Source organism: Streptomyces sp. NPDC090499 (assembly GCF_044769305.1).
In the GTDB taxonomy this organism is placed as follows: domain Bacteria; phylum Actinomycetota; class Actinomycetes; order Streptomycetales; family Streptomycetaceae; genus Streptomyces.
Window position 1 is genome coordinate 39,702 of the sequence record NZ_JBIVXP010000028.1, and the last position, 19,977, is coordinate 59,678.

A 19,977-nucleotide genomic window follows, 5' to 3' on the forward strand; every position below is an offset into this window, starting at 1 on the left:
CTCTTGACCTGGTACCCTCGATGCACTAAGACGATTCATTTTGCTATATGAGGAGCCCACCGTGGCCGAGGCAGCCCGCGCAAGCGAAACGGCGATCGTGCCCGCCCCTTCCCGCGGCCGCGTCGGCCGCCAGGTGCGGGTACCGAAGACCGCCGAACTGGTCGCCGCCCACCTGCGCCGCCAGATCGTCCGGGGCGAGCTGAAGCCGGGCGACGCGCTGCCGCCGGAGTCGGGACTGATGGAACAGTTCGGCATCTCCCGGCCGACCCTGCGCGAGGCCTTCCGCGTCCTGGAGTCGGAGTCCCTGATCACGGTGCGCCGCGGCGCGCACGGCGGTGCCCGGGTGAGCGCGCCCGACGCGGACGTCGCCGCCCGCTTCGCCGGCCTGATCCTCGAGTACCGGGGCGCCACCCTGGGCGACCTCTACCGCGCGGCGGCCCTCATCGAGCCGCCCTGCGCCCGCCAGCTCGCGACCAAGCACACCGCGGCCGACATCAAGCGGCTGCGCGAGGCGGTGGCCGCCGAGAAGGCCGTCCTGGAGGACCCCCTGGCCCTGGTCGAGGCGCAGGACACCTTCCACGCCCTGCTGGTCGAGCTCACCGGCAACCAGACCCTGATCCTGCTGTGCGGCATGGTGCGCAACATCATCGACCGCGCCAACGCCTCGTACACCGCGGCCGCCACGGACGCCGAGACCCAGAAGGCGCAGGCCCTCAAGGGGCACCGGGCGCACGTCCGGCTGGTCGGCCTGATCGAGTCCGGCAAGGCCGACGAGGCCGAGAAGCTCTGGCAGCGGCACATCTCCAGCGCCGACGACGTGGTGAACTCCGCCGGCCCCAAGACGGTGCTCGAACTCATCGACTGACCCACCGCAGCAGTCCCAGCCCGGCCCCTCGACGTACACACATCCGGCGGGGCCACTCCGCACGGACCCCTTGCCTCCGAGAAACAGTTAGATAATTATAGAAGGCGTACTGAATAGCTCCTGGGGTCCGGAGGCGACGGCCATGGCCGAACAGCGCAAGCGAATCTTCGACTGCGACCAGCACATGTACGAGGAACGGGACTCCTTCACCCGCTACCTCCCGAAGGAGTTCCTCGGCGCGGCGGTCGCACCGGTGACACTGCCGGACGGGCGTGAGGTGATCCTCGCCGGTGACCGGATCGTCGTGTGCCTGGAGCCCGAGTTCGGGCAGGTCTACCGTCCCGGTTCGCTCAAGGAGATGCTCAAGGCGATGGCCTCGGGCAATCCGGAGGAGACGTACCAGTTCGAGCCGATGCACGAGTCGTACCAGAACCGCGAGGCCCGGCTGCGGGTCATGGACGAGCAGGGCCTGGACCAGAGCATCATGTACCCGGGCGGCTGGGCCCTGGTCGCCGAGGAGTACGTGAAGGGCGTCGAGCCCCTCTACGCCAACTACCACTCGTTCAACCGGTACATGAACGAGGTGTGGGGCTTCGACCACCAGAGCCGCATCTACGCCCCCGCCCTGCTGTCGCTGCGTGATCTGCCCAGCGCGGTCAAGGAGTTGGAGTACGTCCTGGAACAGGGCGCCCGCTTCCTCCTGCTGCCCACCGGACCGGTGTACGGCCGCTCGCCGGGCGACCCGTACTTCGACCCGTTCTGGAAGCTGGTCAACGAGGCCAAGGCCAGTGTCTGCTACCACATCAGCGAGTTCTACTACAACTCGCAGGTGGCCCCCTCCTGGGGCTTCGACCCGCACCCGATCCACTTCCGGATGTCGGCCTGGCAGTGGCAGAACACCTACGGCCAGCGTCCCATCGAGGAGACGCTGTCCGCGCTGATCTTCGACAACCTCTTCGGGCGTTTCCCCGACATCAACGTCCTGGTCTCCGAGTTCGGCTCCGAGTGGGTGCCGCACTTCGTGCGCCACATGGACAAGAGCCGGGGCATGGGCCGCAACGGCCCGTGGATCGGCGGGCAGTTGGACGAGCGGCCCAGCCAGGTCTTCCGCAAGCACATCCGCGTGGTGCCCTACCCCGAGGACGACATCGTGGACGTCGTCAGGCGGCTCGGCCACCACGAGTCCATCGTCATGGGCTCCGACTTCCCGCACGCGGAGGGCCTGGCCGAGCCGGCGGACTTCCGCAAGCTCATCGCGGAGCTCGACGAGCCCGCGCAGGACGACATCATGTTCCACAACGCCCAGCAGCTGATCACGCGCTGAGCCGGGCGAGGAACCCGCCTGGCGGCGGGCCCGGTCGGTCAGGCCAGGCCCGCCGCCAGGTTCGCGACGTCGGCGAGCAGGGCGGTGCCGCGCGGCGAGTGGTCGTAGCCGGCGAGCGGGTAACCGTTGCTCAGGCAGGCGAAGGACAGGCCGGACACCGGGTCCATGAAGCCCAGTTGGTACGCGGCGCCGGCGCTGCCGAACAGCGCCTGCGAGCCGGTCGCCGGCAGGTTGCTCCCCGCGTCGGGGCCCGCCACGGTCACGAACAGCCCCATGCTGGTGCGGCGACCGCCGCCGCCCCCGTAGATCCGCTCCCCGTACGGATGGTCCGTCAGCCGGACCCTGGTCCCCTCCGCCACCGCCTCCGGCTTCCACAGGCCCGAGTGCACCAGCGCCTGGAAGTACAGGGCGACATCGGCGGCGGTGGCGACCAGGGCGTGGCTGGGTTCACCGGCCGCCAGGACCTCCGGGTCGGACAGGTACCACGGTCCCCACGGGTCGGGCTCCTGGTCGTCGCCGGTGCGGTCGGTGGCGAGCATCGGGGCGACGCTGCCCTGCTGCCGGTCCACCGGCACCCCGAGCTCGATCGACGCCAGGCCGAGCGGCCGTACGACCCGCTCGCGCAGGTAGTCCGCGAAGGCGAGGCCTGTACGCCGCTCGACGATCTCGGCGATGAGCCAGGCGGCCGACGTGAGGTGGAACTGGAAGCGGCTGCCCGGCGGGTAGTCCAGCCGCCAGCGCCCGAAGGCGGCGAGCCGCTGCTCACGGTCGAGCGTCTTGGGATGGCCGAGGGGGGCGAAGGGGAATCCGGCGGTGTGCGTGAGCACCTGCTCGACCGTCACCACCTCCTTCCCGTTCGGCGCGAACTCCGGGATGATCGCGGCCACTCGCTCGCCCACGTCGAGGAGTCCCTCCCCGATCAGCTTCCACACCACGCCGGCCACGATCGACCGTCCGACCGACTGGAGGACGTACCGGGTGCCGGCGTGCGCGTCGCCGTAGGTCTCGAAGGCCACCAGCCGGCCGTCGCGGGCGACGGCCACCTGCGCGGACGGCAACGGTCCGTGCTCGACCTCACGGCGGATGCGGTGGAGAAGGGTGTCGAGTCGCTCCGGGTCGACGGGTTCAGGCACTTGATCCTCCTTCGTTCGGCTCGTTCGGCTCACTCGGTCTGTTCAGCTCGTATGGCTCGCATGGCTCATGCGATTCGTGCGGCTCCCGCAGGCGACGCCGTACGACCTTGCCGTTGGCGTTGCGCGGCAGGTCGGCCACGAACCACCAGCGGACGGGGACCTTGAACCCGGACAGCCTGGCGCGGGTGTGACTCCTGAGGGCCGCCGGCGGTGGCGGGGCGCCGGGGTCGGCCGGTACGACGAAGGCGACGACCGTCTGTCCGAGCCGCTCGTCGGGCACGCCGGTCACCGCCGCGTCCGCCACGCCGGGATGCGCGGCCAGGACCGTCTCGACCTCCAGCGGATGGACGTTCTCACCACCGCGGATGATCATGTCCGTGCGTCGGCCGAGGAGGTAGAGGTAACCGTCCTCCGCGATGCGGCCCAGGTCGCCGCTGTGCAGCCAGCCCTCGGCGTCGATCCGGAAGAAATGGTCGGCGCGGGCGTGGATCTCCCCGACGCCGTCCGGCCCCGCGCCCTCGACCCTGACCTCGACCCCGGGGGCGGGGCGTCCCACCGAGCGCAGCAGCTCGGTGCGCCCCGCGACCGCCTCGCGGTGGTCCTCGGGGGTGAGCACGCTGATCGGCGAGCCCTCGGTCTGGCCGAACATGTTGAGCATGCGGACGCCGGGCATCGCCTCGTACGTCCGGCGCAGGGTGCCGGGTCGGACGGGCGCGCCCCCGTACTGGAGGGTCCGCAGGGTCTCGTGCCGTGCCTCACCCGCGGCCAGCAGGGTCTCCAGCATGGCCGGAACCATGCTGGTGTGCGTGGTGCCGAGATCGCGCAGCAGCTTCCAGCCCTCGACGGTGAAGCGGGGCAGGCCGGTGATCAGCGCGCCGGCGGCCAGGGCGACGGCGATGTTGCCGAGACCCGCGATGTGGTGGAAGGGGGCACTGCCGCCGTAGAAGCTGTCGGGGCCGAGCCCGCAGAGGTGCCCGTTGACGCGGGCCCGTGCGGCGAGGCGTCGCTGGGTCATGGGGACGGGTTTGGGCAGGCCGGTCGTCCCGGAGGTGTGCAGCACGGCGGCGAGTTCGTCAGGGAGCGCCGTCAACGCCCTTGACCCGAAGGGCAGTTCGGGCGGCACTACGGCGACCCGTCGGCCGGCGAGCCGGGCGACCTGTCCGGCGAGGCCGGCGAACTCGGGCTGCGCCAGCACGACCTGGGCCGGCATCTCCTTGACCACCGCGGCGATCTCGTGCGCGGTCATGCGGACGCCCAGCGGGGCGAGCGGGTGGCCGGATCCGGCGCCGCCGACCACCAGCGCGAGGGCGTCGGCGGAGGTGGCGACCAGGGCCGGGATCGGGATGCCCGGCTCCGGACCGATCGTCTCGAGCCAGTCGGCCGCACCGGCCGCCCGGTCGAGGAGTTCTCTGCCGGTCCAGGTCTGGTCTCCGAAGCGGACGGCGGGGCGGGGGTGGTCGTAGGCGCCGCTCACCATGTCGGTCCAGGTGGCCGCCTGTCCGGTCCGCTGCCTGCCGGCCATCGGCTCAGGGCTCCAGGCGGGCCACCGCGGTTCCGGTGACCACCTCGACGCCGTGCTGGTTGACGGTGCGCAGCGTGAAGTGGGCGGCCGGGGCGTCGGGCGTGTCGTCGATCGACTCGACGGTGGCCGTGGCGGTGAGGGTGTCGCCGGGCCAGACCTGGGCCTTGAAGCGCACACCGTAGCGCAGCAGCGACTCGGGGCCGACCCAGTCGGTCAGGATCCGGCCGGTCATGCCCATCGTGAGCATGCCGTGGGCGAAGACGCCGGGGTATCCCGCGGCTTCGACGGCGAACCGTTCGTCGGTGTGCAGCGGGTTGAAGTCGCCGGAGGCGCCCGCGTACTGCACGATCCGGGTGCGCTTCAGGTCGCCGACGAGGACACGCTCACGGGTCTCGCCGACCTTGATGTCCGCGGTGCTCAGGCTCATCGGGCGTCCTTCGGGGTCGCGGGGCCCTCGGGCACGACGGCCACGGTCACGGCGCTGACGACGGACTCGCCGTCCGCGTCCAGGTACTCGGTGATGCGCTCGCTGAACAGCAGGCGGCCGTTGCGGCCCTGCTTCTCCCAGCTGCGTCCGGGGGCGGTGTGGGCGTAGAGCGTCTCGCCGGCGCGCACCGGGCGGTGGTACTCGAAGTGCTGCTCGGCGTGCAGCCCGCCGCCGCCCTCGGCCATCACCCCGGCGTCACCGCCGGACCCGAACCACTCCTGGCCCGGCTTGGGCCGCAGGTGGTAGTCGGGGTCGTAGTGGGCGCTCGCCATGGTGAAGGTGGGCGGGGCGACGGCCGAATCGCCCTGGTACGCGGGGTGCTCGTCGCCGATGGCGCGGGCGAACATCATGATGTGCCCGGCCTCGACGGGAAACGGCTGCCCTGTCATCGTCGTGCTCCTCGCTCGAAACAGCAGGTCGGTACAGCAGGTCCGTACGGCAGGTCGGCGCCGGACCTGCGGGTCAGTACGGCAGGAACGCGTCGCGCGTGGCCTCGTCCGGGTCGAAGTCCGCCGGCAGACCCTCGAACCTCGGCTCCCGCTTCTCCACGAAGCTCGCCACGCCCTCGCGGAAGTCCGGTGAGCCCGCGAAGAACTCCATGGCGGAGTAGGAGCGGGCCAGGGCGTCGGTGAAGGGGCGGTCCAGGTCGCCGTACACCTGGTGGCGTATGACGGCCATGGCGCGTGGGGAGCAGTTGCGGGCGATGTCCCGGGCGTAGGCGCGGGCGGCGTCCAGCAGGTCCTCGGGTTCGACGACGCGGCTGACCAGGCCCAGCTCCCTGGCCTCGTCGGCGTCGAAGACGCGTCCCGACAGCAGCAGGTCGAGTGCGTTCTCCAGGCCGATGACGCGCGGCAGCACGTACGGCAGGTTGTACTCGCCGGCCAGGCCGCGCCGGGTGAAGGCGGTGGTGAAGCGGGCGCCGCGGGCGGCGAAGCGGATGTCGCAGATCAGTGCCTGGACCAGGCCGATGCCCGCGCAGGCGCCGTTGACGGCGGCGATCACCGGCTTCGGCAGGTTGCGCCTGCTGTACATGGGGACGCGGGCCTGGAGGTTGAGGGACTGGCCGGGTTGAGCGTTCTGTTCCAGGCGCTGGACGTCCATGCCCGGACAGAAGGCCCTGCCCGCGCCCGTGACGATCACGACGCGGACGGCCGGGTCCTGCGCGGCCTCGTCGAGGAGCGCGAAGAAGCGGCGCTCCATGGGGATGCTCCAGGCGTTCTTGCGCTCGGGCCGGTTGAGGGTGACGGTGGCGACGCCGTCCTCGTCGACCTCGTACAGCACCAGGTCGTCCTGGGCGGGCTCCTCGGGCATCGCGGTCACTCCTCCGTCAGGGGTTCGATGGGGTCGGCGGGGTCGATGGAGCCGAGGGGCTCGATGGCATCGGTGCCATCGATGGAGCCGATGGCGTCGATGGGGTCGCCGACGCCGGGCCGTTCCCCGGAGATGGTCACGACGACCTGCCCCCGGGCACACACGACCCCGTCGGTCATCACGTCGACGTCGGCGAAGTGCAGCCGGTGGCCCCGCCGGACGCAGCGCGCGTAGGCGACGGCCTCGCGGCCGCGGGCGGGCGCCAGGTACTGCACCGACATCGACACGGTGCTGAGCCGGCTGCCCTTGGCGAAGTCGTGCCCGGCGATCACGGCTCCGGCGCCGGCGGTGTCGATGAGCGCCGAGACCACCCCGCCGTGGAAGACGTCCTCGTGGGCGGAGAGGGACGGGGCGTAGGGCAGCACGATCTCCACGGCGTCCGGGTCCCAGCGGGTCACGCGGATGCGGCAGTGGCGGTTGAAGGCGACCCCGCGCTCCCAGCGGGCCCGGAACCAGACCCGTCGTTCACGCTGCTCCTGGTCGGTGAGGGTCCTCGCCGCGACGGTCATCCGCATGCCCTCCGATTTCGGTCCCTCGACCGAGCCATATAGTTACATGAATTGGATAGTTGAGCAATCAAGCGGGGTGTGATCCCGATGCTAGATGTATTATTTATATAACTCATTGGTTGCTCTGAACAGAGGGAGACCTCGATGCCGTCGACCGCCCTGGCCGGGATCCGCGTCCTCGATCTGTCCCGCATCCTCGCCGCACCGCTGGCCACCCAGATGCTCGCCGACCTGGGCGCCGACGTGATCAAGGTCGAACGCCCCGGCACGGGCGACGACTCCCGTACCTACGGGCCGCCCTTCGCGCGAGGGACGGACACCGCCGCCTTCTACCTCTCCTGCAACCGCAACAAGCGATCGGTGACCGTCGACCACGCCACCGCCGAGGGGCAGGAGGTGATCCGCGCCCTCGCCGCCCGGTCGGACGTACTGGTCGAGAACTTCCGCACCGGGACACTGGCGAAGTACGGCCTGGACCACGAGAGCCTGCGAGAGCTCAACCCGCGGCTCGTCTACCTCTCGGTGACGGGCTTCGGCCAGACCGGGCCGTACGCCCGACGGCCCGGCTACGACGGCATCTTCCAGGCCATGTCCGGGATGATGAGCGTCTCCGGTCACCCCGAGGAGCCGATGAAGGTCGGGGTCAGCATGGTCGACATCCTCACCGGCCTGTACGCGGCGACGGCCGTGCTGGCGGCTCTGCGGCACCGGGACGCCACCGGCGAGGGCCAGTTCGTCGACCTGTCCCTGCTGGACTGCGGGCTGGCCTCGCTGTCGCACTTCGCGATGAACTACCTGGTCTCCGGCGAGGTGCCGGAGCGGCGGGGCAACGGGGGATACGGCGGGATCCCGTCCCAGGCGTTCCAGTGCAAGGACAAGCCGCTGTTCCTCGTCGCGGGCAACGACAGACAGTTCGCCGCCTTCTGCACGGCCGCCGACCGAACCGACCTCCTCCGGGACCCCCGGTTCGCCACCACCTCCGCGCGGATCGCGCACCGCGCGGACATCCTGCCGGTGCTGGAGGCGATCCTGCGCACCCGGACCCGGGACGAGTGGCTGACGGTTCTCGACGAACACGACGTCCCGGCAGGCCCGTTCAACGAGATGCCGGAGGTCTTCGCCGACCCGCAGATACGGCACCGGGGGATGCTGGTCGAGGTCGAGGACCCGGTCTCGGGGCGGCTGCCGTTGCTCGCCAACCCGATCCGCTTCACGGCGACGCCGGTCGAGGGCTACACCCGGCCCCCCGCGCTGGGCGAGCACACCGCCGAAGTCCTCACCGGGCTCGCAGGGTTGACGGCAGCCCAGGTCGAGGAACTTCGGGCGCGGGGCGTCGTGTGACGCCCCGCCGCCCCTGCTGACCGGTCAGGGAGCGATCAGTGACCGGCTAGCCGATCAGAGTCCGGCCGCCCTCCAGCATCAGCGTCGCCCCCGTCAGATAGGCCATGTCGTCGCTGACCAGCGCGGCGACCGCCCGCCCGATGTCCGTCTCCGGATCGCCCATCCGGCCCAGCGGGATGTCGGCGAGCACGCTGTCGGCCCGCTCCGGACGGGCGGCGAAGTACGCCTCCGCCGCCGGGCTCAGCGCGGCCGGGCAGACTACGTTCACCCGGATCCCGTAGGCGCCCCACTCCCGCGCGGCGACGCGCGTGAGTCCCCGGATGGCCTCCTTGGCCATCGCGTAGGCCGCGAAGCCCGCTTCGCCCAGCACCGCGGCCGACGAGCCGAGGTTGACGACGCTGCCCCGGCCGGCCTTCAGGTGGGGCAGGGCCGACTGCATCGCGTGGAAAGCGGCCAACGGACCGCTGCGATAGGTGAGTTCAAGGTCGTCGTACGACGTCTGCTCCAGGCGGCGCTGGACGGAGCTCTGCGCGTTGTTGACGAGTACGTCCAGGCCGCCGAACTCACGTACCGTCTCGGTGACCATGCGGTCGACGTCGGCCCGCTCGCCCACGTCCCCGACGACGGTGTGCACCCGTGCGCCGCGCTCGGCGATCACCTGCGCGGTCTCCTTCAGCCTGTCCTCGGTGCGGCCCGTGATCACCACCGCCGCTCCCTCCGCCGCCAGCGCGAGGGCGATTCCGCGGCCCACGCCCTGCCCGCCGCCGGTGACCAGTGCCGTTTTCGCCGCCAACCGACGCATCACGTCTCCTTCCAGAAGGGTCCCCAGGTGGGGAAGGCGTCCGGCAGCGCGGGTTCTCCGGCGCCCTGCCAGCCTTCGAAGTCCACCCGTTGAGGGCGTTCGGTCACGTCCGCCGCGTACCAGTGCTGTTCGCGGCGCCGGGAGAAGTACCACTCGCCGTCCACGCGCGCGTAGTCGTCGAGGTAGCGGATCGCCATCACGATCCACCGCTCCCCCACCTCGTGCTCGGCACGGCAGTACACGGATCCGATGGCCGTGTCGCGGCCGGTGAACTCGATCCGGTGGCCGCAGATCTGGTGGACCGACCGGTGGAAGCCCCGGACCAGGGGCTCGATGTACGCCAGCAGTGCCGCCCGGCCCCGACCGCGGCGGCCCATGTCCACGTCGGGCCGGAAGCAGCCCGCCCAGGAATCGAGGTCGCGGGCGTCCACGGCGAGCGCGTAGCGGACGGGCAGCTGCTGGATGGCCAGGTGCGATTCGACGCGGTCGAGGCGTTCCTCCAGGGGTGTCACGGCCGGGGCTCCTTGGGCAGGCCGAGGAGCTGCTCGCCGATGATGTTGCGCTGGATCTCGCTGGAGCCGCCGTAGATCGTCTCCGCCAGGGACAGCAGGAAGGAGCGCTGCCGGGTGTCCAGGCCGTAGTCCGCGCCGACGATCTGCCCGGCGGGACCTGCCACCTCTTGTGCCAGGTGGCCCAGTTGCTGATGCCGGGTGGAGGCGTACAGCTTGGCCGTGGTGGCCTGGGCGCCCGGGGTGCGGCCCGCGGTCAGTTCGGCGAGGGTGCGCAGGTTGGTGGTGCGCATGATGCGTACGGAGATCCAGGCGTCGACGATGCGGCGGCGCACCATCGGATCGCCGAGCGCGCCCCGCTCCCGGGCAAGGTCGATCAGTGCCTCGGCCTCCCGTTCGAAGGTGAGCTGCTGGGGCAGGAGCGTGGTGCCGCGTTCGATGCCGAGCGTGGCCATCGCGGTGCGCCAGCCCTGGCCGACCTCGCCGACGGCCATGTCGGCGCCGGTCCGGGCGTCGGAGAGGAACACCTCGGCGAACTCGTCCTGGCCGGCGAGATTGCGGATGGGCCGGATCTCCACGCCCGGCTGGTCGGTGGGCAGGAGCAGCATGGTCAGACCCTTGTGCCGGACGGAGTCCGGGTCGGTGCGGGCGAGGACGTAGAGCCAGTCGGCGTGGATGCCGAAGGACGTCCACACCTTCTGTCCGCTCACCACCCACTGGTCGCCGTCGCGTTCGGCGCGGGTGCGCACCGACGCCAGGTCGGAGCCGGCGCCGGGCTCGCTGAAGCCCTGCCCCCACAGTTCCCCGACGGCGAGGATCGGCGGCAGGAAGCGCCTCTTCTGCTCCTCGGCGCCCATCCTGAGCAGCATGGGACCGAGCAGGTCGAGGGCGTTGCCGGTGGCCCGGTAGGGGGCGTTCGCGCGGGCGTACTCGTATTCGAAGACGATCTCCTCCAGGAGTCCGAGTCCCCTGCCCCCGTACTCCCGTGGCCAGCCCACGCCCAGCCAGCCGCCCGTCGAGAGCTCGCGGTCCCAGGCCAGGCGGACCTCCCAGGCCGCGCCGTCGGTGGGTCCGCCGACGCCCCGGTGTGCCGCGAACTCCCCGACGAGATGCTCCGCCAGCCAGTCCCGCAGCTCGTCGCGGAAGTCGCGTACGGCGGGTCCGAAGTCCAGCTCCATGTCTGCCTCTCCCTGATCCCCGGGACTTCTCAGATGCCGAGCCGGATGGCCAGCAGCTCCCGGTGGTACGACGGTGTGCCGAGCAACACCTCGGAGCTCTTGGCCCGCTTGAGGTACAGGTGCGCGGGGTGCTCCCAGGTGAAGCCGATCCCGCCGTGGACCTGGATGTTGTCGCCGGCGACCCGGGTGAAGGCCTCCGAGCAGAAGGCCTGCGCCAGGGCGGCAGCGACGGCGGTCTCCGTGTCGTCCCCGGCGTCCAGTGCCCACAGTCCGGCGTAGGCGGCCGAGCGGGCGGACTCGATCTCCACCAGCATGTCGGCGCACTTGTGCTTGATCCCCTGGAAGGAGCCGATCGGACGCCCGTACTGGACGCGGATCCGCGCGTAGTCCACGGCGGCGTCCAGCGCGGCGGCGGCTCCCCCGACCTGTTCCGCGGCGAGCAGGACGGAGGCGGTGGCGAGGGTGCGTTCGAGGGCGGGCCAGGCCGTGCCCTCCGTGCCCAGCAGGCGTGCGGGGGTGTCGGTCCACTCCAGCCGGGCCTGTTTGCGGGTCTGGTCGAGGGTGGGGAGCGGCGTGCGGGTGAGGCCGGGTGCCTCGGCGTCGACCGCGAAGAGGCTGATGCCGGCGGGGGTGCGGGCTGCTATCAGGAGCAGGTCGGCAAGGTGGCCGTCGGGGACGTAGGTCTTCGTGCCGGTGAGCCGCCAGCCGTCGGCGGTGTCGCGGGCGGTGAGCCGGATGCCCGGGGCGTCCCACCGGCCGTCGTCCTCGGTGAGCGCCAGCGTGGCCACCGTGTCGCCGGTGGCGATCCCCGGCAGGAGGTCGCGGCGGGCCTGCTCGTCGTCGCAGCGCAGGAGGGTCTCGGCGGCCAGGGCGACGGTGGCGAAGTACGGGCCGCACAGCAGCGCGCGGCCCGCCTCCTCGAAGACGATGCCGAGGTCTGCGTAGCCGAAGCCGGAGCCGCCGTACTGCTCCGGCACGGCGAGCCCCTGCAGGCCCAGTTCGCCGGCCATCCGCCGCCACACGACGGGGTCGTGGCCCCGAGGGTCGGCGGCCAGGCGGCGCACCGCCGCCTCGTCGGAGTGCTTGGCCAGGAACGACCGTACGACCTTGCGCAGTTCGTCCTGTTCCTGGCTGAAGGTGAGGTCCATGCCGAGCTTCCCGTCCTCGGTGTGACGCGCCTGCCGGGCGCTTGCCGCTCGCCACTCGATACAGTTAGATAATTATAGTATCCACACTGAATACACCAGGAGCGCGACGTGACCGACCTCTACGCCCCGTTCACGAGCCTCACCTTCGAACGGCCCGCGCCCGGCGTGCTGCGCATCCTGCTCGACGCCCCCAACCTCAACGCGGTCGATCCCCGGATGCACGGCGAACTGGCCGACGTCTGGCCGGTGATCGACCGGGACGAGCAGACCCGGGCGGTGCTGGTCCAGGGGGCGGGCCGGGCGTTCTCGGCGGGCGGGACCTTCGACTCCATCGACGCCATGACCGAGGAGTACACGGTGCGGGCCCGGGTGATGCGCGAGGCCCGGGACATGGTGTACGGGGTGATCAACTGCTCGAAGCCGGTGGTCTCCGCGATCCACGGGCCGGCGGTCGGTGCGGGCCTGGTCATCGGCATGCTGGCGGACATCTCGATCGCCGCCCGCACGGCGAAGATCGTCGACGGGCACACGCGTCTCGGGGTCGCGGCGGGTGATCACGCGGCCATCTGCTGGCCCCTGCTGTGCGGTATGGCCAAGGCCAAGTACTACCTGCTGACCTGCGAGGCGCTCACCGGCGAGGAGGCCGAGCGGATCGGGCTGGTGTCGAAGTGCGTCGCCGACGAGGACGTGCACGCGGAGGCGCTGCGGGTGGCGAGCGTGCTGGCCGCCGGTCCCGCCAGCGCGATCAGCTGGACCAAGCGGTCCCTCAACCACTGGTACCGCACCGCCCAGCCGATCTTCGAGGCCTCGCTCGGCCTGGAGTTCCTCGGCTTCGCGGGACACGAGGTCGTCGAGGGCCTCGCCGCCCGCCGCGAGAAGCGCGCCCCGGACTTCGAGGGTGTGGCGGGCAAGCACCCGCTCGACCTGTGAACCCCATGGACGGAACCCATGGACGGAACCGAGAGGACCGCACGATGACCGCGCAGCACACGACGACCGAAGTCCAGCCGCTCGTCCGGGGGCTGACGTACGAGGAGATGCCGGTCGGGCAGGTCTTCCGGACCGCCCGCCGGACCGTCACGGAGACCGACCTGGTCAACTTCGTCACCTGGGGCGGCTTCACCGAGCCGCTGTTCTGGGACGCCACGCACGCGGCGGAGGGCGGATACACGGGCCGGCTGGTCCCGGGGGGTCTGACGTACTGTCTCGCCGAGGGACTGGTCCTCCAGACGAACGTCCTGCACGGCACCGGCCTCGCCTTCCTGCACATGGAGCTGGACGTGCTGGGCCCGGTGTACGTCGGCGACACGCTCTACGCGGTCGTGGAGACCACCGGCTGCCGCCCGTCGAGCAAGCCCGGCCGGGGCGTGGTGACCAGCCGGATCACCGTGCGCAACCAGCGGCACGAGGACGTGCTCGTCTACTGCCCGGTGCGGCTGATCCGCGGCCGGGACTACGAGGCGCCGAGGCCCTGAGTCCCAGTCCCGGACACGAGGGTCAGTCCGGTCTCCGGACCGGCGGCGGGAGCGGCGGCGAACGCTCCCGCGTGCACCCAGTCGGATGGCATCACGGGCCGCGGCGCGGGCTCGTGGTCCGGAACGGCCATGGCGTACAGGCGGGTGTAGCGGAACTTGGCCTCCAGGTTGTCGAGTACCGACCAGTACTCGTATCCGCACACGTCGACCCCGGCGGCTACGAGCCTCGCCAGCCAGGACAGCCGGGCTCCGAGCAGGGCCCGGCGCCGGGTGTCGTCCCGGTGTCCCGTGTCGTCGACCAGGTCCAGGTCGCCCATGCCGTTGTCGACGACCGACAGCGGGGGCAGCAGGTCCCCGTACAGGTCGCACAGCCCGGAGACGGCGTCGGCCAGCCCTTCGGGGATGATCGGCCAGCCGTAGGCGGTCGTCTCGACGTCGTCGAAGGGGACGATCGCGAAGCCGAGGTCCACGAGCAGGCGGTTGACCTCGTTGAGGGCACTGCGGCACCGGGCGGCCGGCAGCACCCGGGGCAGGTTCTCCGGCGCGGTGACACGGAACGGCGTGTGCCAGGACACGGCGAGCAGGTCCTGGGCGGTGGCGATGGTGTCCAGGTCGCCGGAGCGCACGCAGCCGGTGGCCGCGACGGGGGCGACGTCGTCCTCGGTCACCATGTGCTCGCCGAGCAGCAGGGGGTCCAGGAAGATCCGGTTGGTCCAGCTCTCCAGGCGCTCCAGGGCGAGCCTGTCATAGGGGTCGCAGGTGGCCGCGTAGCCGCCGACGAGGGTGACCGTCGTCCCGATCCGGCCCGTGACGCCGGCGGCCCTGAGGGCCTGGGTGGCGAGCCCGTTGGCGAGCAGGATGTGGTGGACCGCGGCCAGTCCCGCGCGGCCCGCGCCCCGGCCCGGTGAGTACATTCCGGCCACGTGGTCCGCGAGCGTGGGGCCGGCCAGGTCGGTGGAGGTGATCCAGCGTTCGACCCGGTCGCCGAAGCGGCGGCCCAGCTCGGCGGCGCACTCGGCGAGGTACCCGGCGGTGTCGCGGGCGAGCCAGCCGCCGGCGGCGTCCAGCCAGGGCGGCAGCGTGCGGTCGAACAGGGTGAGTGCGGGCCGCGTCCCCTGTGCGAGCAGGGCGTCGAGGGTGCGCTCGCAGCGGTCCAGTGCCTTCAGGTCCCAGCTGCCGGGGCCGTCGGGCTGGAGCTCGGGCCAGCCGGCGACCATCCGGTGCGTGTCCGCGGTGACACCGAGCAGGTCCCGGATGTCGTCGGTCCACTGCCGGAAGTGTCCGCCGCGCTCCTGTGGAGGCGGCGGGGCGGCCGCGACGGTGTCCGCGGTGGCGACGCCCCAGTCGACGTCGCGGAGGGATTGACGCAGGAAACCATCGCTCATGGTTACCGTCCAGGCGGTGAATGGTTCAGCGCATTCAACTGAATGCCCGCCGACCGGACGCTAACACTCCGAGCAAACTACGACAATGTTTCGGCCAGATCTCCTAAAGGCGTCTCAGGCCGTCCCGGGGAACGGGCGCCGCGACGGCGTGGCCCGACGTCGGCATCACACCTGCCGGCTGCCGGGCGACCGCTCCTCGAAGGGCCGGAACTCCTCGTCCTGCCACCAGGGATAGACGGGGGGCATGTCCTTGCTGACCCGGCCGGGGAAGGCGGGCGGCCGCTTGGCGAGGAACGACTCGACGCCCTCGACGGGGTCCGGGCCGCCGCCGATCTGGCTCATGATCCGTGAGTCGAGCCGGTGCGCGGTCATCGGGTGGGCCTCGCCGAGCATCCGCCACATCATCTGGCGGGCGAGGGCGACCGAGACCGCCGAGGTGTTGTCGGCGATCTCCCGGGCGAGTTCGTACGCCGCGGGCAGCAGTTCCTCGGGCGGATGGACGGAGCGCACCAGTCCGGCCCGCAGCGCCTCGTCGGGACCGACGAGGCGGCCCGTGGCCACCCATTCCATCGCACGCTGCATGCCGACCGCCCGCGGCAGGAACCAGCTCGCCGCCGACTCCGGCACGATGCCGCGGCGCGCGAAGACGAAGCCGAACTTCGCCGAGGTGGAGGCCAGCCTGATGTCCATGGGCAGGGTCAGGCTCGCCCCGACGCCCGCCGCGGGGCCGTTGACCGCCGCGATGACCGGCTTGGTGCAGGAGAAGATCCGCAGGGCGACCCGGCCGCCGGTGTCCCGGTGCCAGGCGCCCGCTGTGCGGTGGTCGAAGGAGGAGCCGCCGGAGCTGACGTCGGCGCCCGCACAGAAGCCGCGCCCGGCTCCGGTCACCACGATCACCCGTATCCCGTCGTCGGCGTCGGCCACGGCCAGGACGTCGAGCAGGTCCTGCATCATCCGGGGGTTGAAGGCGTTCAGCCGCTCGGGCCGGTCGAGGGTGACGGTGAGGATCCGGTCCGCCACCTCGGCCCGCACGGTCTCGTACTCCCGCTCCGGCTCGTACTCCTGCTCCGGCATGCGCGTCCTCCGTCACTCCAGGGACCGTTCACGGACCGGCTCACGGACCGGTTCTCAGAAAGCTAAATTAGTTATAGCATTCAACTCCATTGACTGGTTCCTGAACGCGGGCGGGGAAGATGGCGGATCTGGTGGTGACGGCCGTGGGGCCGGTCCGGCTGGTCGAGCTGAACCGGCCGGAGCAGCGCAACGCGATGAGCGACGAGCTGCACACCGGCCTGGCGTCGGTGTGGGACGAGGTCGCCCGGGACCCGGAGGCACGGGTGATCGTGCTCACCGGGCGCGGCCGGGCGTTCAGCGCCGGCGGCAACCTCGAGACCATGACCCGGGTCCAGCGGGACAGCGCCTTCCGGCAACGGCAGGTCGACGAGGCCCGCGGGATCATCACGGGTCTGGTGCGCTGCCCGCTCCCGGTGATCGCGGCGGTCAACGGCCCGGCCGTCGGCCTCGGTTGCAGCCTGGCCCTGCTGAGCGACCTGGTGCTGATCGCCGACGACGCCCACGTCGCCGACCCGCACGTCCAGGTCGGCCTCGTCGCGGGCGACGGCGGCGCCTACGTCCTGCCACTGCTCGTGGGCCTGACCCGGGCGAAGGAACTGCTGTTCCTGGGCGACCGGGTGAGTGCCGCGGACGCGGTCCGGCTGGGCATCGCCAACCGCGCCGTGCCCGGGGAGAAGCTCATGGACGAGGCCATGGACCTGGCCGGGCGGCTGGCGGCCCTGCCCGCGCAGGCTCTGCGCGAGACCAAGCGCGCGGTCAACCGGCACCTGGAGCAGACCCTCGGCACCGTGATGGAACCGGCCCTGCTCGCCGAACGGGACACCATGCACTCGCCGGACCACATCGCCGCGGTCGAGCGGATCACCGCGTCGCGCGGGCGCCGCTGAGCCGGAGAGGAGACCCGGATGGACTTCGCGTTCAGCGAGGAGCAGGAAGAACTGGGGCGCACGGTACGGGCGTTCCTGGCGGCCACCTCACCCGAGACCGAGGTGCGGCGCCTGATGGAGACCCCGGAGGGGTTCGACCGGGCGCTGTGGCAGCGGATGGGCACGGAGCTGGGCCTGCAGGGGCTGGCCGTCCCCGAGGAGTACGGCGGCGCCGGGTGCGGGCCGGTCGAAGTGGGCGTGGTCATGGAGGAGATGGGCCGCGCTCTGCTGTGCGCGCCCTTCCTGTCCTCGGCCGTCCTGGCCACGACCGCGCTGCTGCGCTGCGCCGACGAGGAGGCCCGCAAACGGCTGCTGCCGGCCCTGGCCGCCGGCGAGCTCGTCGCGACGCTGGCCCTGACCGAGGACTCCGCCCGCTGGGACGCGCCCGGAGTGCGGCTCACCGCTCGTGAGTCCGCCGGAAGGTGGTGGCTCACCGGGCACAAGATGTTCGTCCTCGACGGCGCGGCCGCCGACGTGGTCCTCACCGTGGCCCGCGCCGACGACGGTATCGGCGTCTTCCTGGTCGAGGGCGACGCAGCCGGGCTGACCCGCGCGCCGCTGCCGACGATGGACCCCACCCGCCGGCAGGCCCGCCTCGACTACCACGAAGTACCGGCGACCCGGTTGCGTACCCGTGGCGACGGCTGGGACCTGGTCGCGCAGGTCCTCGACCGGGCTGCCGCCGCGCTGGCCGCCGAGCAGGTCGGGGTGGCCTCCAGGGCGCTCGACATGGCGGTGGAGTACGCGAAGGTGCGCCACCAGTTCGGGCGGCCCATCGGCTCCTTCCAGGCCGTCAAGCACCTTCTGGCCGACGTCCTCCTCGAAGTGGAGTCGGCGCGTGCCGCCGCGCACTACGCGCTGCTCGCCGCCGAGAGCGCGGCCCCGGACCTGCCCGCCGTGGCGAGCCTGGCCAAGGCGTTCTGCTCCGACGCCTGTCTGCAGGCGGCGGCGGAGAACATCCAGGTCCACGGCGGCATCGGCTTCACCTGGGAGCACCCGGCCCACCTGTATCTGAAACGGGCCAAGACATCACAACTGCTGTTCGGCGATCCCGCATACCACCGCGAACTGCTGGCGCGGCGCATCGGGCTGGACACGGACACCGACACGGTCTCGGTCGAGGGAGCGGTATGAAGGTCGACGGCAAGCTCAACGTGTGGAGCACCGCGGAGGTCGTGGCGGAGGCCCGGCATCACGAGAGGGCCGGCTACGACGGGCTGTGGGCCTCGGAGTCCAAACACGACCCGTTCCTGCCGCTGCTGCTGGCCGCCGAGCACACCGACCGGCTGGAGGTCGGCACCGCCATCGCGGTGGCCTTCGCCCGCTCCCCCATGCACCTCGCGTACACCGCACACGACCTGCAGACGTACAGCGGCGGACGGTTCACACTCGGCCTCGGCAGCCAGATCAAGCCGCACATCGAGCGGCGCTTCGCCATGCCCTGGAGCCGGCCGGCGGCCCGGATGCGCGAGTACGTCAGCGCGCTGCGCGCCATCTGGGCCGCCTGGAACGAGGGCGAACGGCTCGACTTCCGCGGCGACTTCTACTCGCACACCCTGATGTCCCCGTTCTTCTCCCCGCCGCCCGCGACCGGCGGGGCACCGAAGGTCTTCGTGGCCGCCGTCGGGGAGGCCATGACGCGGGTGGCGGGCGAGGTGGCGGACGGGCTGCTCACGCACGGCTTCACCACAGAGCGGTATCTGCGCGAGGTCACCCTCCCGACCGTCGAGGCGGGGCTGAAGTCCTCGGGCCGCACCCGCGCGGACTTCTCCGTCTCCCACCTGCTGCTGACCGCGACCGGCCGCACCGAGGAGGAGATGGCCCGTGCGGTGGCCGGCACCCGGCAGCAGATCGCCTTCTACGGCAGCACACCCGCCTACCGGGGCGTGCTGGAACTGCACGGCTGGGGCGAACTCGGCGACGAGCTGCACGCGTTGTCGAAGGCGGCCCGCGAGGACAAGTGGGAGGCGATGAGCCGGCTCGTCGACGACGAGGTCCTGAACACCTTCGCGGTGGTGGCGGAGCCGGAGCGGGTGGCGGGCGAGATCCGGCGCCGGTACGGGCCGCTCGTCGACCGGGTGTCCTTCTACACGGCGTACGAGATCGACGCCGAGGTGTGGGAGCCGGTCGTGCGCGAGCTGCGCGGGATCTGACCGTGCGGATCGGCCGGGCAGATCAGCCGAGCAGGTCCAGGACGGTGGTCATGGACCTGCTCCGCAGCAGGTAGTCCTCGGCCTCCTGGAGGTGCAGGCGCCACAGCTGCTCGGCGGCCTCGGCGCTGCGCGCGGCGACCAGGTCGACGAGCGCGCCGTGGGCGCGGAAGCCCCGCCGGTTGGCCCGGATGTTCTCGGGGCTGCCGGCGTCGAGGTCGACGTGGGACCAGTTGGCCTGGTCGATGATGTTCCGGACCATGCCGTTGAGGACGCCGAGTGTCTCGTTGCCCGCCAGTTCGACGACGAGGGCGTGGAACTCCATGTGGGCGCGGATGAAGGCCGACGGGTCGTCCATGAGCCGCTCGGCCCCGGCGACGGCGGCCCGCAGCCGCCGGAGGTCCTCGTCCGTGCGCCGCTCGGCCAGCAGGCCGGCGCACGGCGCCTCGATCACCGTACGGGCGTCGTACACGTCCTTGAGGGTCGTCCCCCGGTACTCCAGCACCACGCCGGCGTAGCGGGCGGCCACCGTGCCCTCCGGGACCTGCACCCGCGCCCCGCCCCGGGCGCCCCGGCGCACGCTGATCAGGGACTCGGACTCCAGTACCCGGAACGCCTCGCGCAGCGTCGGCCGGGAGACCGCGAACTCCTCCATCAGCGCGGTCTCGGACGGCAGCGCGTCCCCCTCGGCCAGTTCGCCGCGCACGATCATCCGGCGCAGCCGTGCCGCCACCAGTTCGGCCATCTTGGGGACGCGTACCGGCGTGTTCGCCACGGC

Annotated in this window: 21 protein-coding genes; 8 read left to right on the top strand and 13 right to left on the bottom strand. The window is 71.7% G+C overall.

Going from position 1 to position 19,977, the window contains the following annotated elements; genetic code table 11:
- Positions 1-61: 61 nt before the first annotated feature.
- Entirely contained in the window at positions 62-865 is an 804-nt protein-coding gene (locus ACIQVL_RS47595) for a FadR/GntR family transcriptional regulator (protein ID WP_403444222.1), read from the top strand.
- Between the two features lie 142 nt (positions 866-1,007).
- Positions 1,008-2,189: an amidohydrolase family protein gene (locus ACIQVL_RS47600; protein WP_403478742.1), complete on the top strand. Its 1,182-nt coding sequence runs from the start codon at positions 1,008-1,010 to the stop codon at positions 2,187-2,189.
- Positions 2,190-2,227: 38 nt separating this feature from the next.
- Here the strand turns inward: ACIQVL_RS47600 and ACIQVL_RS47605 are convergent, their stop codons facing one another.
- The 6 genes from ACIQVL_RS47605 to ACIQVL_RS47630 form a co-directional block, all read right to left on the bottom strand.
- A complete protein-coding gene (locus ACIQVL_RS47605; protein ID WP_403478743.1) occupies positions 2,228-3,322 on the bottom strand; it encodes a serine hydrolase domain-containing protein in 1,095 nt (364 codons plus the stop codon).
- On the bottom strand, positions 3,315-4,844 hold the full coding sequence (locus tag ACIQVL_RS47610) for a class I adenylate-forming enzyme family protein (RefSeq protein ID WP_403478744.1): 1,530 nt from the start codon (positions 4,842-4,844) through the stop codon (positions 3,315-3,317). The genes ACIQVL_RS47605 and ACIQVL_RS47610 overlap by 8 nt, the downstream gene beginning before the upstream one ends.
- A 4-nt stretch (positions 4,845-4,848) precedes the next feature.
- A complete protein-coding gene (locus tag ACIQVL_RS47615; protein WP_403478745.1) occupies positions 4,849-5,271 on the bottom strand; it encodes a MaoC/PaaZ C-terminal domain-containing protein in 423 nt (140 codons plus the stop codon).
- A complete protein-coding gene (locus ACIQVL_RS47620) occupies positions 5,268-5,720 on the bottom strand; it encodes a MaoC family dehydratase N-terminal domain-containing protein (RefSeq protein WP_403444209.1) in 453 nt (150 codons plus the stop codon). The genes ACIQVL_RS47615 and ACIQVL_RS47620 overlap by 4 nt, the downstream gene beginning before the upstream one ends.
- Before the next feature lie 73 nt (positions 5,721-5,793).
- Complete coding sequence (locus ACIQVL_RS47625) at positions 5,794-6,642, bottom strand: enoyl-CoA hydratase-related protein (RefSeq protein ID WP_403444207.1); 849 nt, start codon at positions 6,640-6,642, stop codon at positions 5,794-5,796.
- A gap of 5 nt (positions 6,643-6,647) precedes the next feature.
- Positions 6,648-7,217 (bottom strand): PaaI family thioesterase, encoded by a 570-nt coding sequence (locus ACIQVL_RS47630; RefSeq protein ID WP_403444205.1) that lies wholly within the window; start codon positions 7,215-7,217, stop codon positions 6,648-6,650.
- A gap of 138 nt (positions 7,218-7,355) precedes the next feature.
- On the opposite strand from ACIQVL_RS47630, the gene ACIQVL_RS47635 reads away from it, so the two are divergent.
- On the top strand, positions 7,356-8,552 hold the full coding sequence (locus ACIQVL_RS47635; RefSeq protein ID WP_403478746.1) for a CaiB/BaiF CoA transferase family protein: 1,197 nt from the start codon (positions 7,356-7,358) through the stop codon (positions 8,550-8,552).
- Positions 8,553-8,598: 46 nt separating this feature from the next.
- On the opposite strand, the gene ACIQVL_RS47640 is transcribed toward ACIQVL_RS47635, so the two are convergent.
- Genes ACIQVL_RS47640 through ACIQVL_RS47655 form a run of 4 tightly spaced genes read right to left on the bottom strand, consistent with a single transcriptional unit; the run spans position 8,599 to position 12,189 of the window.
- Positions 8,599-9,354: an SDR family NAD(P)-dependent oxidoreductase gene (locus ACIQVL_RS47640; RefSeq protein ID WP_403478747.1), complete on the bottom strand. Its 756-nt coding sequence runs from the start codon at positions 9,352-9,354 to the stop codon at positions 8,599-8,601.
- Positions 9,354-9,866 (bottom strand): nuclear transport factor 2 family protein, encoded by a 513-nt coding sequence (locus tag ACIQVL_RS47645; RefSeq protein ID WP_403478748.1) that lies wholly within the window; start codon positions 9,864-9,866, stop codon positions 9,354-9,356. The genes ACIQVL_RS47640 and ACIQVL_RS47645 overlap by 1 nt, the downstream gene beginning before the upstream one ends.
- Positions 9,863-11,041 (bottom strand): acyl-CoA dehydrogenase family protein, encoded by a 1,179-nt coding sequence (locus ACIQVL_RS47650; protein ID WP_403478749.1) that lies wholly within the window; start codon positions 11,039-11,041, stop codon positions 9,863-9,865. Before ACIQVL_RS47650 ends, ACIQVL_RS47645 begins: the two co-directional genes overlap by 4 nt.
- Positions 11,042-11,070: 29 nt before the next feature.
- Positions 11,071-12,189, bottom strand: coding sequence for an acyl-CoA dehydrogenase family protein (locus ACIQVL_RS47655; RefSeq protein ID WP_403478750.1), 1,119 nt, complete (start codon positions 12,187-12,189; stop codon positions 11,071-11,073).
- A 108-nt stretch (positions 12,190-12,297) separates the two neighbouring features.
- Between ACIQVL_RS47655 and ACIQVL_RS47660 the strand changes: the two genes are divergently transcribed.
- Both ACIQVL_RS47660 and ACIQVL_RS47665 read left to right on the top strand, forming a co-directional pair.
- Positions 12,298-13,119 carry an enoyl-CoA hydratase/isomerase family protein gene (locus ACIQVL_RS47660; protein ID WP_403444190.1) on the top strand — a complete coding sequence of 274 codons (822 nt, stop codon included), beginning with the start codon at positions 12,298-12,300 and terminating at the stop codon, positions 13,117-13,119.
- A 44-nt stretch (positions 13,120-13,163) separates the two neighbouring features.
- Complete coding sequence (locus ACIQVL_RS47665; protein ID WP_403444187.1) at positions 13,164-13,664, top strand: MaoC family dehydratase; 501 nt, start codon at positions 13,164-13,166, stop codon at positions 13,662-13,664.
- On the opposite strand, the gene ACIQVL_RS47670 is transcribed toward ACIQVL_RS47665, so the two are convergent.
- Together ACIQVL_RS47670 and ACIQVL_RS47675 are read right to left on the bottom strand one after the other, a co-directional pair.
- Positions 13,643-15,049 (bottom strand): glycoside hydrolase family 1 protein, encoded by a 1,407-nt coding sequence (locus ACIQVL_RS47670; protein ID WP_403478751.1) that lies wholly within the window; start codon positions 15,047-15,049, stop codon positions 13,643-13,645. The genes ACIQVL_RS47665 and ACIQVL_RS47670 overlap by 22 nt on opposite strands.
- Positions 15,050-15,214: 165 nt before the next feature.
- Positions 15,215-16,123: a crotonase/enoyl-CoA hydratase family protein gene (locus tag ACIQVL_RS47675; protein WP_403478752.1), complete on the bottom strand. Its 909-nt coding sequence runs from the start codon at positions 16,121-16,123 to the stop codon at positions 15,215-15,217.
- Between the two features lie 119 nt (positions 16,124-16,242).
- Here ACIQVL_RS47675 and ACIQVL_RS47680 point away from each other — a divergent pair, with 119 nt between their 5' ends.
- The 3 genes from ACIQVL_RS47680 to ACIQVL_RS47690 are packed head-to-tail and all read left to right on the top strand — an operon-like array spanning position 16,243 to position 19,202.
- Positions 16,243-17,010, top strand: a complete 768-nt coding sequence (locus ACIQVL_RS47680) for an enoyl-CoA hydratase/isomerase family protein (RefSeq protein ID WP_403444180.1) — start codon at positions 16,243-16,245, stop codon at positions 17,008-17,010.
- 18 nt (positions 17,011-17,028) lie between these two features.
- Entirely contained in the window at positions 17,029-18,183 is a 1,155-nt protein-coding gene (locus tag ACIQVL_RS47685) for an acyl-CoA dehydrogenase family protein (RefSeq protein WP_403444177.1), read from the top strand.
- Positions 18,180-19,202 (top strand): LLM class F420-dependent oxidoreductase, encoded by a 1,023-nt coding sequence (locus ACIQVL_RS47690; RefSeq protein WP_403478753.1) that lies wholly within the window; start codon positions 18,180-18,182, stop codon positions 19,200-19,202. The genes ACIQVL_RS47685 and ACIQVL_RS47690 overlap by 4 nt, the downstream gene beginning before the upstream one ends.
- Positions 19,203-19,224: 22 nt before the next feature.
- On the opposite strand, the gene ACIQVL_RS47695 is transcribed toward ACIQVL_RS47690, so the two are convergent.
- Positions 19,225-19,974, bottom strand: coding sequence for a FadR/GntR family transcriptional regulator (locus ACIQVL_RS47695; protein ID WP_403444171.1), 750 nt, complete (start codon positions 19,972-19,974; stop codon positions 19,225-19,227).
- Positions 19,975-19,977: the final 3 nt, after the last annotated feature.